Source organism: Polaromonas sp. (assembly GCF_036676035.1).
GTDB lineage: Bacteria > Pseudomonadota > Gammaproteobacteria > Burkholderiales > Burkholderiaceae_C > Polaromonas.
The window spans coordinates 123,710-136,899 of record NZ_JAKFDR010000010.1; the positions used below are offsets into that span (position 1 = coordinate 123,710).

At 61.7% G+C, this 13,190-nt stretch carries 13 protein-coding genes and 1 pseudogene; 7 read left to right on the plus strand and 7 right to left on the minus strand.

Translation table 11 applies throughout. The features are described 5' to 3' along the window. Positions 1–3 precede the first annotated feature (3 nt). Positions 4–1,140 (plus strand): iron-containing alcohol dehydrogenase, encoded by a 1,137-nt coding sequence (locus tag V6M61_RS02505; protein ID WP_332774980.1) that lies wholly within the window; start codon positions 4–6, stop codon positions 1,138–1,140. A 208-nt stretch (positions 1,141–1,348) separates the two neighbouring features. Here V6M61_RS02505 and V6M61_RS02510 read toward each other — a convergent pair whose 3' ends face one another. The 5 genes and pseudogenes from V6M61_RS02510 to V6M61_RS02530 all read right to left on the minus strand — a co-directional run bounded on the left by V6M61_RS02510 (position 1,349) and on the right by V6M61_RS02530 (position 6,783). After that, positions 1,349–2,335: a tripartite tricarboxylate transporter substrate binding protein gene (locus V6M61_RS02510; RefSeq protein ID WP_332774981.1), complete on the minus strand. Its 987-nt coding sequence runs from the start codon at positions 2,333–2,335 to the stop codon at positions 1,349–1,351. 88 nt (positions 2,336–2,423) lie between these two features. Next, positions 2,424–3,551, minus strand: a pseudogene (locus V6M61_RS02515) (phospholipase). Positions 3,552–3,578: 27 nt separating this feature from the next. Then, positions 3,579–4,013: a type II toxin-antitoxin system VapC family toxin gene (locus V6M61_RS02520; RefSeq protein ID WP_332774982.1), complete on the minus strand. Its 435-nt coding sequence runs from the start codon at positions 4,011–4,013 to the stop codon at positions 3,579–3,581. Then, positions 4,010–4,276 (minus strand): type II toxin-antitoxin system Phd/YefM family antitoxin, encoded by a 267-nt coding sequence (locus V6M61_RS02525; protein WP_332774983.1) that lies wholly within the window; start codon positions 4,274–4,276, stop codon positions 4,010–4,012. The genes V6M61_RS02520 and V6M61_RS02525 overlap by 4 nt, the downstream gene beginning before the upstream one ends. A gap of 128 nt (positions 4,277–4,404) precedes the next feature. Further along, the gene (locus V6M61_RS02530) at positions 4,405–6,783 is read right to left on the minus strand and encodes a Tex family protein (protein WP_332774984.1); all 2,379 of its coding nucleotides are present in this window, start codon (positions 6,781–6,783) and stop codon (positions 4,405–4,407) included. A gap of 240 nt (positions 6,784–7,023) precedes the next feature. On the opposite strand from V6M61_RS02530, the gene V6M61_RS02535 reads away from it, so the two are divergent. The 4 genes from V6M61_RS02535 to V6M61_RS02550 all read left to right on the plus strand — a co-directional run bounded on the left by V6M61_RS02535 (position 7,024) and on the right by V6M61_RS02550 (position 9,257). Then, complete coding sequence (locus V6M61_RS02535; protein WP_332774985.1) at positions 7,024–7,476, plus strand: hypothetical protein; 453 nt, start codon at positions 7,024–7,026, stop codon at positions 7,474–7,476. A gap of 146 nt (positions 7,477–7,622) precedes the next feature. Continuing rightward, positions 7,623–8,381 carry a DUF1223 domain-containing protein gene (locus V6M61_RS02540; protein WP_332774986.1) on the plus strand — a complete coding sequence of 253 codons (759 nt, stop codon included), beginning with the start codon at positions 7,623–7,625 and terminating at the stop codon, positions 8,379–8,381. Positions 8,382–8,563: 182 nt separating this feature from the next. Then, a complete protein-coding gene (locus V6M61_RS02545) occupies positions 8,564–9,052 on the plus strand; it encodes a hypothetical protein (protein ID WP_332774987.1) in 489 nt (162 codons plus the stop codon). 73 nt (positions 9,053–9,125) lie between these two features. After that, on the plus strand, positions 9,126–9,257 hold the full coding sequence (locus V6M61_RS02550; RefSeq protein WP_332774988.1) for a YHYH domain-containing protein: 132 nt from the start codon (positions 9,126–9,128) through the stop codon (positions 9,255–9,257). Between the two features lie 166 nt (positions 9,258–9,423). On the opposite strand, the gene V6M61_RS02555 is transcribed toward V6M61_RS02550, so the two are convergent. Together V6M61_RS02555 and mscL are read right to left on the minus strand one after the other, a co-directional pair. Beyond that, the gene (locus tag V6M61_RS02555; RefSeq protein WP_332774989.1) at positions 9,424–10,791 is read right to left on the minus strand and encodes an IS5 family transposase; all 1,368 of its coding nucleotides are present in this window, start codon (positions 10,789–10,791) and stop codon (positions 9,424–9,426) included. A gap of 165 nt (positions 10,792–10,956) precedes the next feature. Further along, on the minus strand, positions 10,957–11,382 hold the full coding sequence (gene mscL, locus V6M61_RS02560) for a large conductance mechanosensitive channel protein MscL (protein ID WP_332774990.1): 426 nt from the start codon (positions 11,380–11,382) through the stop codon (positions 10,957–10,959). A 266-nt stretch (positions 11,383–11,648) separates the two neighbouring features. On the opposite strand from mscL, the gene petA reads away from it, so the two are divergent. Further along, on the plus strand, positions 11,649–12,275 hold the full coding sequence (gene petA, locus V6M61_RS02565) for a ubiquinol-cytochrome c reductase iron-sulfur subunit (protein ID WP_332774991.1): 627 nt from the start codon (positions 11,649–11,651) through the stop codon (positions 12,273–12,275). A 125-nt stretch (positions 12,276–12,400) separates the two neighbouring features. After that, a partial coding sequence (locus tag V6M61_RS02570) for a cytochrome b (RefSeq protein ID WP_332774992.1) occupies positions 12,401–13,190 on the plus strand: 790 nt, incomplete at its 3' end.

The following is a 13,190-nucleotide window of genomic DNA, read 5'->3' on the forward strand; positions in this document are numbered from 1 at the left end:
ACCATGGCCTTCATCTACTACATCACCCAGGTCCAGTTTGAATTTGGCGCGGTCAAGCTGCTCAAGCAGGAATGCGAGCGCGTGGGCATCACCCGGCCCCTGATAGTGACCGATCCCGGCGTGAAAGCCGTGGGCATTTTGCAAAAAGCGCTCGATGCCCTGCCCGGAATCACCGTCTCGGTGTTTGACCAGACGCCCTCCAACCCGACCGAAGCGGCAGTGCGCGCGGCGGCCCAACTGTACCAAGCCGGCGGCTGCGACGGACTGATTGCCGTGGGCGGCGGCTCGGCGATCGATTGCGCCAAGGGGGTGGCGATCGCCGCCACGCACGAAGGTCCATTGACCACCTACGCCACCATCGAAGGCGGCTCGGCCAGGATCACCGAGCGCGCCGCACCGCTGATCGCCGTGCCCACCACCAGCGGCACCGGCAGCGAGGTGGCGCGCGGCGCCATCATCATCGTGGACGATCACCGCAAGCTCGGTTTTCATTCCTGGCACCTGGTGCCCAAAACCGCGATTTGCGACCCCGAGCTCACGCTGGGCCTGCCCGCCAAACTGACCGCCGCCACCGGCATGGACGCGATTGCGCACTGCATGGAAACCTTTATGTCAGCCGCCTTCAACCCGCCAGCCGACGGCATTGCGCTGGACGGCCTGGAGCGCGGCTGGGCGCACATCGAGCGCGCCACGCGTGACGGCGGCGACCGGGAAGCGCGCCTCAACATGATGAGCGCCTCCATGCAGGGCGCCATGGCGTTCCAGAAAGGCCTGGGCTGCGTGCATTCGCTGAGCCACAGCCTGGGCGGCGTCGATCCACGCCTGCACCACGGCACGCTGAACGCCCTCTTCCTGCCGGCGGTCATCCATTTCAACGCGGGCGCGGAATCGGTGCAAAAGGAGCGGCGCCTGCAGCGCATGGCGCAGGCCATGCACCTCGATTCGGCCGCCGACCTCGGCGCGGCCATTAAGGGCATGAATGCGCGGCTAGGCTTGCCGGGCGGCCTGGCCGAGGTCGGCGTCACGCCGGACATCTTCGAGAAGGTGATAGACGGCGCGATGGCCGACCACTGCCACAAAACCAATCCGCGCCTGGCGACGCGGGACGATTACCGCCAGATGCTGGAAGCGTCGCTTTGAGAATTCTTGAAGAAAAAAGTCTCAGCCCCTGTCCTTATTGCGTAGACAGCTACCAAATCGATAGCAATTACTCAGCAGCCCGTAACGAAGGCGACGCCACCCATGCTGTCATTCTGAGCTACGCGAAGAATCTTGCCAGCATACCGAGATCCTTCGCTGCGCTCAGGATGACAAAATATGTCGCACTACTTTCGGACTGCTGAGTAACTCACTCCGCCTTGACGCCTGCCGTCTGGATGACCTTGGCCCATTTGCTGGTTTCAGCCGTAATGAAGGCATCGAACTCTTCGGGCGTGCTCCCCACCGGGAAGGTTCCCATCGCGTCGAGCTTGACGCGCGTATCGTCGCTCCTGATGATGCGCGCCACCTCGTCGGACATGCGCTTGACGATCTCGCGCGGCGTGCCGGCCGGCGCCAGCATGCCGGCCCAGGTGCTGCCGGTGAAGCCCTCAAAACCCTGCTCGATAAAGGTGGGCACGTCGGGCACTGCAGGCAGGCGGCGGTCGCTGGCCACGCCGATCAGGCGCACCTTGCCGGCCTTGCCCTGGTTGATAAGGCCGGTCGGCGCGTCGAAAAAGAGCTGGATCTGCCCGCCCAGCAGGTCCGTGAGCGCGGGCACGGCACCGCGGTACGGGATGTGGACCATATAGGTCCTGGTGAGCGCCTTCCACAGCTCGCTGGTCAGGTGCGCGGCCGAGCCGTTGCCCGAGGAGCCGAAGCTGACCTTGCCCGGGTTGGCGCGCGCGTAGGCTATCAGTTCTTTCGCGGTCTTGAAGGGCGCATTGTTGTTGACGGCTGCGAGCAGCGGCGACACCCCCATCAGCGAGACGCCGACCAGGTCTTTTTTCGGGTCGTAGGGCAGCTTCGGGTAGAGCGTGGTGTTGGCCGCATAGGCCGCGATGACGACACCAAAAGTGCTGCCATCGGGCGGCGACTTGGCCAGCGCCTCCACGCCTATCAGGCTGTTGGCGCCGGGTTTGTTGTCAATGATCACCGGCTGGCCCAGCCGCTGCTGCAAACCCACCTGCACCAGCCGCGCCATCTGGTCGGTAAAGCCACCGGGCGTGTAGGGCACGATGATGCGGATCGGCTTGTTGGGCCAGGCTGATTGAGCGAACGCAGGCGCGGCGATGGAGGCTGCCGCTGCGGCAGCCGAAAGGTTAAACGCGCGACGGGACAGAAGAGCTTGCGGCATGAGGTCTCCGTTAAATAATCCCCATTCTGAGAGCCGCCCAAGGCGCAAAGCTTAGGGATTTACCCCCGAGGGGCAGCACTGCCGTGGCTCAGAGTGCCTCAACGATTGCGAGGTCGGGTCGCGCCAGCCAGGCCCGCCACTCGTCCACCATCTGTTCACTGGCAGCGGTAGCCGCACTCCACGCCTTCACCCTCGCCTGCAAATCTGCACCGTAGCGCGTGAAGTCCGTTCGGTCGGGCAGCTTGCCGTTGGGCAAGGTCTTGACCCATGCCGGGTCAGGCGCCAGCAACACCATGTTGTCCAGAAAATGGGTGGGCTTGTGCCGCCATTTCAGGCCTTTGTCGAGCCAGCCGGGCACCACGGCTTTCTGGAAGTGCGGGTACAGCACCAGGCCGGCAGGGCTCGAGTCATTTTGAGCACCTGCCCTTTCCGGGTCTGCACCAGCAGCTGTCGAGTTGCCAGCGTAATTGAGGTGCAGGTGGTAGTCGGTGATGCCGCCGTCCCAGTAGGCGCCGGGTGGCGCGCCGGGAATGTTGTGCACCGACTTGAGCACGAAGGGAATCGAGCAGCTGGCCTGCAGCGCCGGGTTGAAGTTGGCCTCGTTCAGCGCGATTTGCCGCGTGCGGTAGTCGTTGGTGGCAAAGGGTAATGGTGCATCCTGGCTGGAAAACACCACACGCTCCAGCCAGGCGCCCATGGCTTTGCGGTGCAGGCTGTTGCTTCAAAACGCGCCCAGGTAGCCGAGCGGCGTGGCGACTTTATGTTCGCGGCCCAGCAGGTGGCGGCCGCGTGAGGTGACGATGTGCAACTTGTAGCGCGGATGGTTCAAGACTTCCTGCACCCTGCCCCCGTAAAAGCTTTGCAGGCTTTGGCCAAACTGCTCGCTGACGAATTCGGCCGTGGGGCGCTTCTGGCCCGGTTGCAGCTCATAGTGCTGGTGGATGTAGTCGTGCTCCAAGCGCTCAAAGGCCGCGACTGGGTCGTTCAGGCAGGCCGTGGCCATGCGCCAGGCGCCTATGGATGCGCCGACCAGATGCATCTCGTGGCTTGAGGCCGCCAGCCAGTCGCCAAAGATGAAGCGGTCCAGCGCACCCAGAATCAAGCCCTTGGGGCCGCCCGCTGCACCGGGCACCACGCGAATATCTTGCGGCTGCAGCCCGTTTTGTTCGATATGCTGACGCGCCTTGGGGCCGGCGTAGATGCGGAGGGCTTTCATGCGATGTCTTTGATGCACGTGACCGTTTTAAGTCAGCTCCCACGGGTTGAAAACCTGCGGATAGCGGGCAAAGTCCGCGACATTGCGGGTGACGACGGTCAGGCCATGGCATTGCGCTGTGGCCATGAGCAAGCCATCCATGGGGGCGATGGTTTGACCCTGGAGCTCGGCCTGCGCTGCCTGCTGCGCCCAAACGCGCCACACCGCTGCATCCACGGACAAGGTTCGATCGGCAAAACGCTCCGTCAGTTTTGCCAGCCACAAAGTGAGATGCTCGGCCCGCGTGGCGTTGGAGGCATGAGTGGCGGCAAGTTTGAGGATGCCTTTTTCAAGTTCGGCCAGACTTAAAGCACTGATAAACAGGCCGGTCTCGGGCTGCGCATCCAGCCATGCGATCACCCCTGCATGGGGCGCGCGCTTGGCGTATTCGGACAATACGCAGGTGTCGAGCAGGGCATTCACAGACCCAACTCGCGCGCCGGGTTGGCCGTCCGGTTGCGGGCGAACAGCGCCTCGTCGGCGTCGTCAAGTTCGGGGCAGCACAGCGCCTGCGACAGGCTTTGGTCCGGCGCCGCGACGGCCACAAGACGCTCATAAGCCTGGGGCGAAAGCACCACAGCTGCAGGCACACCATGCACAGTAACGACCTGGGCTGACCCGCTTGCCGCGGCTTTGACCACCGCGCTGAACCGGTTCTTGGCTTCCTGGAGTTGCCACTGAGGCAAGCCTGAGCCTTGTCTATTGAAAGTAGTGGGTGAATGCATGTGAACCCCGATTCTTTTAATTGCATCTAGACTGTCTAGATTATATCCTCCAGGTCGCCAAACCGCCTGTGGCTCCAGCCATAGGCCTGCTATTTCTTCAGCGCCGCCAGCTTGCTAAAGGCCGACTCCATGGCAGTGGCCGCTGCGGGCTGGGGAGTTCTGGGATGTCCGCCGTAGCTGCCGCCACCCCGGTTTTGCTGGCCTGGCCGCGCGCCCTCAAAGCGGTTGTCGCGCGGGCCATCGCGTCGTGGCGGTGCATCACCGAGTTTCATGGTCAGGCCGATGCGCTTGCGCGCCACATCCACCTCGGTCACGCGCACCTTGACGATGTCGCCGGTTTTCACCACTTCGCGCGCGTCGTTGACAAACTTGTTGGCCAACTGGCTCACATGCACCAGGCCGTCCTGGTGCACGCCGATGTCCACAAACGCGCCGAAGGCGGCCACGTTGCTGACCGTGCCTTCCAGCGTCATGCCTTCTTTGAGGTCCTTGATGTCTTCCACGCCATCGTTAAAGCGCGCCACCTTGAAGTCGGGGCGCGGGTCGCGGCCCGGTTTTTCGAGTTCGGCCAGGATGTCCTTGACGGTGATCACGCCAAACTGATCGTTGGCAAACAGCTCGGGCTTCAGTGCCTTGAGCATTTCGGCGCGGCCCATCAGCTCGGCCACGGGCTTGCCGGTATGCAGCATGATTTTTTCGACCACCGGGTAGGTCTCAGGGTGCACGCCCGTCATGTCCAGCGGGTTGCTGCCTGGACCCTCGCTACGCAGGCGCAAAAAACCGGCGCTCTGCTCAAAGGTTTTGGCGCCCAGCCCGGTCACCTTGAGCAAGTCGGCCCGGCTGGCAAACGCGCCATTGGCCTCGCGCCAGCGCACCACCGACTTGGCGACCGTCTGGGAGAGGCCCGACACGCGAGCCAGCAGCGGCACGCTGGCGGTGTTCAGATCCACCCCCACGCTGTTCACGCAGTCTTCCACCACGGTGTCCAGGCTGCGCGCCAGGTCGCTCTGGTTCACGTCGTGCTGATACTGGCCCACGCCGATCGATTTGGGGTCTATCTTGACCAGCTCGGCCAGCGGGTCCTGCAGGCGGCGTGCAATGCTGGCGGCGCCACGCAGGCTCACGTCCACGTCGGGCATTTCCTGGCTGGCAAATTCGCTGGCCGAGTACACCGAAGCGCCGGCTTCGCTGACCACCACTTTTTGTATTTCCGCCTCGCCAGAGATTTTGGCGAGCTGCTTGATCAAATCCGCCGCCAGCTTGTCGGTCTCGCGGCTGGCGGTGCCGTTGCCGATGGCGATCAGGTTCACGCCGTGTTTGGCGCAGAGCTTGCCTAAAGTGTGCAGCGAGCCTTCCCAGTCTTTGCGCGGCTCGTGCGGGTAGACCGTGGCGGTTTCCACCAGCTTGCCCGTGCTATCGACCACCGCCACTTTCACGCCCGTGCGAATGCCGGGATCCAGCCCCATCACCACACGCGGGCCGGCCGGTGCGGCCAGCAGCAGATCGCGCAGGTTGTCGGCAAACACCTTGATGGCGACTTTCTCAGCCTCTTCCCTTAGCTTGGTGAACAGGTCGCGCTCGATTGACAAGCTGAGCTTGACGCGCCAGGTCCAGGCCACGCATTTTCGGATCAAATCATCGGCAGGCCGTGCCTTGTGACTCCAGCCCAGGTGCAGTGCAATCTTGCCTTCTGCAATGCTGGGTTGGCCCGCTTCCGGGGGTACCGGCAGTACCAGCTTGGCATCCAGAATCTCCAGCCCACGGCCGCGGAACACCGCCAGCGCCCGGTGCGAGGGCACGCGGCCAATCGGCTCGTCGTAGTCGAAGTAGTCGCGGAACTTGGCGTGGTCGGCGTTGTTCTCGTCTTTTCCGGTCACCAGCTTGGCGCTGAACAGGCCTTCGCTCCACAACCAGTTGCGCAGCGACTGCACCAGCGCGGCGTCTTCGGCCCAGCGCTCGCTCAAAATGTCGCGCACGCCGTCCAGCACGGCCTGCACGGTGGTGAAATCGTCGCCGCTTTCGTTTTTCTCGGTCTTCACAAAGGCCACGGCTTCCTCAGCCGGGTTCAGCGAGGGGTCGGCAAACAGCTTGTCGGCCAGCGGCTCAATCCCGGCTTCGCGGGCGATCTGCCCTTTGGTGCGGCGCTTGGGCTTGAAGGGCAGATAAAGGTCTTCGAGCTCCTGCTTGGTCGGTGCGGCGTCAATCGCGGCGCGCAGCTCGGGCGTGAGCTTGCCCTGCTCTTCAATGCTTTTGAGCACCGCCTCGCGCCGCTCTTGCAGCTCACGCAGGTAGCCCAGCCGGTATTCGAGTTCACGCAGCTGGATGTCGTCCAGCCCGCCGGTGACCTCCTTGCGGTAGCGCGCAATGAAGGGCACGGTGGCGCCGCTGTCCAGCAGCTCGACCGCGGCCTTGACCTGTTGTTCCTGAACTTTGATTTCTGCCGCGATTTGGCGGATGATTTTCTGCATGTGATCTGCTGATATGTCTGATAACTGGGCAATGACAGCCTGGCCGTGAATGTGTAAAAAAAACTTACACACCCGCTCACAAACTGAGGGGAAGGGACGGCATTGTCCCATAGCCAGCCGCCCCCAAGCGCTCCACGAAAACGCGGCGCCTGGCGTTGATGGGCATGTAAGAATTTCCGGGCTGCAACGACTGACTGATGAGGAGCCCCATGGCTGCTCAACTTTATCAAAGGAGGTTTTATGCGTACCTTTAGCACTCGTTTCGTTCCCAGCGCCGCCGTACTCGCAGTCGCCATGCTGTTTGGCGCACCTGCTTTTGCGCAGACCGGCGCCAGCAATCTCATTCCCAACGCCGGCTCCAAGCAAGATCCGAAAGTAGACAACCCGGTGCTTGAGAAAACAACCCCGGAAGAAAGGCAGGCTGCGCGCGCCAAGCGCAAGGCCGAGCGCGCAGCGGGCCTTGGCGCCAGCAATGCCATTCCGAACGCCGGCTCCAGGCAAGATCCGCAAGCAGACAATCCGATGCTGGTGAAAACAACGCCGGAAGAAAGGCAGGCCGCGCGCGCCAAGCGCAAGGCCGAGCGCGCAGCGGGCGGCCCTTCGGCCAGCAACCCGGCCAACCCGAAGACCAATCCGACCGGCAGCGCAGAGGCCAGTGTGCAAACTTCTGCAACGCCACAGTCCAGGAATTGATCGTTGGCAGTTGCCGTGGACGCAGGCCCTTGGCCTGAGCGACGCACTGTCTCCCCAAGGTGAAGGCCCGCTCAAAAATATGAGCGGGCTTTTTTCTGCAACGACTGATGAGAAGCCCCATGACTGCTCAACCGCGGAGATGCTCCATGCCCCGATTTGCTACCAAATTCATAGCTGCTAGCGCAATAATGACGCTGGCCAGCACCACTTTTCCCATGCAAAACCAGTGCGCCGCCACGTCCGGCCCCAACATCACCCCGGTGATTGAGCTGTACACCTCGGAGGGTTGCAGTTCCTGCCCGCCGGCCGATAAGTGGGTCTCCTCACTCAAGGGCAAGGGCCTGGTGGTGCAGGCCTTTCACGTGGGCTACTGGGACTACATCGGCTGGGTAGACCGCTTTGCCGCCCCGGCCCACACCGCCCGCCAGCAGGGCATTGCCAGTAAAAACAGGCTGCGCAGAATCTATACACCGCAGCTTGTGCTCAATGGCAAAGACTGGCGCAACTGGCACAGCCCGGACAGCGTGCCGACCGCCCAGGAACCCGCCCGTATCAGCATTGCCCTGCTGCAGCTGGGCACCGACCAGTTTGAAGCCCGCGTCACGCCGCTGGCCGGTCTGGCCGATGCCGCCAGCACCTGGTCTGCCTACTGGACCATCACCGAGCACGACCACAACTCCAAAGTGCAGGCCGGAGAAAACGCTGGTGAACTTCTCAGGCACGACTTTGTGGTGCGCCAGTACACCCCTGCCGGCGACTACAAAGCCAGCGACGCCAGCGTGCAAAAGCTCAGCTTTCGCAGCATCGCCGCCACCCCCGGCCACGCCCGGCAGGTGAATCTGGTGGTGTTTGAAACCAAAACCGGTAAAACCCTGCAGGCGCTGAGTTTGCAGTGTGCGGGATGAGGGCCTGCCGGCGTGCGGTCTTCTGGCCGCTACCGCACAATCCAGTATCGGAACTTCGCCACCATCAACGATGACGCCCCCCAGTCTGCGCACGCCTGAACCTGCTGATTACGCGGCGCTTGCGGCAAGCCTTTAAGGTTGACGCTATTTTGACCCTGCTTAAAAAAATACTCCGAGCCATCTTGCTCGCGCCGATTGCGCTGTTTTTGCTGTTCGAAGAATGGGGCTGGGAGCCGCTGGCAGCGTGCTTTGCAGCACTGGCCCGCCTGCCGCTGTGGGCCTGGCTGGAGCGCAGCATTACCCGCCTGCCGCCCTGGGCGGCACTGCTGACATTCTTCATTCCTGCTCTGGCCTTGCTGCCGGTCAAACTGCTGGCCCTCTATTTATTCGGCGCGGGCCATGCCACGCTGGGCCTCGTACTGCTGATGACGGCCAAACTGGCTGGAACCGCCGTGCTGGCACGGCTATTCTCGCTGACCGAGCCGGCACTGATGCAACTGTCCTGGTTTGCCCGCTGGTATCCGCGCTGGAAAACTTGGAAAGACAGGCTGATGGAGGACGTACGGCGCTCGGCCCTGTGGCAGACCATCCGGCTCCTCAAGCGCCGGCTCAAGACCCGCTGGCTAGCTTTTCGCAGAGTGATGTTCGCCAAGCCTCGCGATCCACAGTAACTCCATGCGTGCATAGCTTGACTATCTTTCCGCCGGTTATGTTGATAGTATCTTGGCGTAATAAGGAGACGCCATGAAGATAGCTAAAGTCGCGGCACTCATCATCGTTTTGATCACGTCAGCATCTGTCTGGGCTCATTCCGGAGGCACTGACAGCAATGGCTGTCATCACGACCGTAAACGCGGGGGCTACCACTGTCACTAGCATGCAGGTGGCAAACGCGTCCAACCTATCGTGCCTCCTTCCTAACAGCGGGGCACTCTTCTCACTGCGTCACCACCGGTGCTGCCGATCCGATTGATTCATGCCATACAGCACCATTCAATTTGCTACAAAATTAATAGCTGGTCGTCCCTGAGAAACTCGATTTTCAAACAGCCTGAGGCATCAGGCGGGTGGAACAGGCGATCGTGTTGTTCAAGAACTGCCGTAGCGTGATGCCCAATTGAGCGCAAAGAAGCCGCAGCTTCCTGAGGATCTTGCGCAGGTTGTGCCCGGCACCACACAGCAGCGCATTCATCGCATCACCTTCGATCCCTTTAAGAAAGTTTCGTGCCAGTCTGCCATCGGACTTCAAGTGCCCGATCACCGGCTCCACCGCATTCCTGCGCTTGAGCTTTCGCTGGATTGCCGCCGTCACCCCGCGCTTGGCCCCCGCAATCCACACTTTGAGCGTACTGCTGTCACAGCCATGGCCCCGGTACCCTCGATCGGTGTAGGCCTCTTTGGGTTGGATCCCTGAGACGCGCTGAGCCTGCTCGATACACGCCTGCAGCGTGTGCCCGTCATACGGATTGCCCGGCAGTGACTTGGCACCGACGACGAACGACTCCTTGCTGGTCGAGACGATGCCCACCTTCACGCCAAATTCGTACTGTTTGTGGATCTTGCCTTTGGCAATGCATTCGACTTCCGGGGCATGAACGCTGTACAGCTTGGGCGGATCGCCCTCGCTGCGCTTTCTGGGCTGGCTGTGGATGCGCTTTGCGATCTCCAGCAACTTGTCCAAGCGCTCGGTCCGCGTGTCATCGCTTTGCGTCTTGCGCTCAATGTCCCGAATGACGCGGCCAAGGTAGGTGCGCAGCTTTCTGTTCTGGGCCTTGGCCCGGTTGATCTGGCGGGCATGGGCGTAGCGCTGCGAACGCACGAAGCTGGCCAGGCCGACCCGTTCGTAGCTTTGGCGCAGCTTGATGCCAAGTTTCTTGGCCTGGCGCACCAGCGCCATGCGCGCCTTGTGCAGCAGCCGGGCATCGGTGAGAAAGGCCACGGCCTTGTCTTGCACCGTGGTGTCCACATTGACCACGGCCAGCGAGGTCTTGGCGACCGCCCTGGTGGCCAGACCTGCTTGCACTGTCAGGCCCAGGATGAATTCACAGCCGGACTCACCAATGCGTTTGCGAAAGCCGGTCATCAGGCTGGGGTCAATGGGGAAGTCGTGACGAAAGTACTGCTCGCCGCAGAAGTGCTGCCAGTAGGGGTTCTCAACCCAGACTGCCACCACTTCTTCATCGGACAGATTGCTGGTGTGCTTGAGCAGTTGCAGCCCGACCATCAGGCGAATGGGATGGCCGGGGCGGCCAATGCCGGCTTTGTACAGGCCGCCAAAGCGCTGGTCGCAAGAGTCCCAATCGATCTTCTGGGCCAGTTGAACCAGCGGATGGCGCAGGTTGATGAGATTGACCAGTTCCTGGCGGAACAGGTCGCTTTCTGCCGTTTGAGTCGTCTCGCGCAGGGCCATGAGTTTGCAAGGTTTGAGGCTTTAATAGCGCCAATTCTTGCAATCTCCGTGCCGTCTCACCACCCCGTTAACCCGCATGGATGCTGGATGCCAGGGGTTTCTCAGGGATGACTAGTTAGCTACTAAATAAATAGCTAAATACCCGTTGGCGGGGTTTGTCCGGGTCTATTTTTTCAGGCTGTCGCGAATTTCGCGCAGCAGCACGACGTCTTCAGGCGGTGCCGCGGGCGCCGCAGGCGGGGTTTGGCTGCGTTTGAGCCGGTTGATCTGCTTGACCATCAGGAAAATGATGAAAGCCAGGATGGCGAAGTTGACCGCGACGGTGATGAAGTTGCCATAGGCCAACACCGGCACACCGGCTTTTTTCAGGGCGTCCAGTGTCATCACGGTGCCCGGCGGCACACTGCCCATCACCACAAACAGGTTGGAAAAATCCAGTTTTCCGACCACCGCGCCCACCACCGGCATGATCAGGTCGCCCACCACCGATTCGACAATCTTGCCAAACGCCGCGCCGATGATCACGCCCACAGCCAGATCAATCACGTTGCCCTTCACGGCAAATTCCCTGAATTCCTGCATCATGCCCATGTGCTGCTCCTGTTGTTGGTGAACGCTTGCCGATCGCCCCTTGCGATTGTCGAAAGGCATTATGAAGGCTGGACCTGATCCTGGACGCCGTACCTTGCTCGGCTGGAAGAAATCGCGTCCCGTTCCCGCCCCTGGCTGAAACAGCCCGGCACGGTTGGCGGCAAGCCGGACCGACTGCCCCTGCCTTGAAAAACGCGTTCGCGCTCCGCTACAATTGCGGGTTGACCCCACTATGCCTTTTTCAAGCCAGTTCTTGAAGGACTCTCATGACCCAAGCAAGCGTGAACGCAGTGCCGCACGGCGCTCCTGTAGATAAAGATAAAAGAAACTGGCTCGTGGCCACGGCCGTTGCAGGCACCGCTGGCGCTGCCGCTGTCGCCGTTCCCTTTGTGAGCAGTTTTCAGCCGTCCGAGCGTGCCAAGGCCGCCGGTGCGGCCGTCGAGGTTGATATTTCCGGCATCAAGCCCGGCGAGAAAATCACGGTCGAGTGGCGCGGCAAACCGGTGTGGATTGTCAAGCGCACGCCCGAGCAGCTCGCCTCCCTGCCCAAAGTCGATGCCCTGCTGGCCGACCCCAGGTCCGAGCGCAAGCCGGATGAGTTGACCCCCGAATACGCCCGCAATGAAAACCGTTCCATCAAGCCCGAAACGCTGGTGGTGGTGGGTATCTGCTCCCATCTGGGCTGCTCGCCTTCGGACAAGTTCCAGCCCGGGGCCCAGCCCTCGCTGCCTGACGACTGGGCGGGCGGCTTCCTCTGCCCCTGCCATGGCTCTACCTTCGACATCGCTGGCCGCGTCTACAAAAACAAGCCCGCTCCCGATAACCTGGAAGTGCCTCCGCACATGTACCTGTCAGACACCCGGCTGCTGATTGGTGAAGACAAAAAGGCCTGAAGGCTGATCAATCCTTCCAAAGACCCTGCCGAAAGCGCTTGAAAATTGCTGGCCGTTCTTTCAGACGGAATATCCAGACCTGATTCAAGCGATCGACAAAGAACCCCACCGAACCAGGATCAGTGATGGCTGAATTCAAAGAAATTTCCCCCGACGCCCCCCTCGCTGCCAAGGCGATGGCCTGGGTTGACAACCGCTTCCCCGCCACCAAGCTCTACAAAGAGCACATGAGCGAGTATTACGCGCCGAAGAACTTCAACTTCTGGTACATCTTTGGCTCGCTGGCCATGCTGGTGCTGGTGATCCAGATCGTCACCGGTATTTTCCTGACCATGCATTACAAGCCGGATGCGGCGCTGGCGTTTGGTTCGGTCGAATACATCATGCGCGACGTGCCTTGGGGCTGGCTGATCCGCTACATGCACTCCACCGGTGCCTCGGCTTTCTTTGTCGTGGTCTACCTGCACATGTTCCGCGGCCTGATCTACGGCAGCTACCGCAAGCCGCGCGAGCTGGTGTGGATCTTCGGTTGCGCGATCTTCCTGTGCCTGATGGCCGAAGCCTTCATGGGCTACCTGCTGCCGTGGGGCCAGATGAGCTACTGGGGCGCGCAGGTGATCGTCAACCTGTTTGCGGCGGTTCCCTTCGTGGGCCCGGATCTGGCGCTGCTGATCCGCGGCGACTACGTGGTCAGCGACGCGACGCTCAACCGCTTCTTCAGCTTCCACGTGATCGCGGTGCCGCTGGTGCTTCTCGGCCTGGTGGTGGCGCACATCATTGCGCTGCACGAGGTGGGCTCCAACAACCCCGATGGCGTCGAGATCAAGTCGACCAAGAACGACAAGACCGGCATGCCGCTCGACGGCATTCCCTTCCACCCGTACTACACCGTGCACGACATCATGGGGGTGGCCG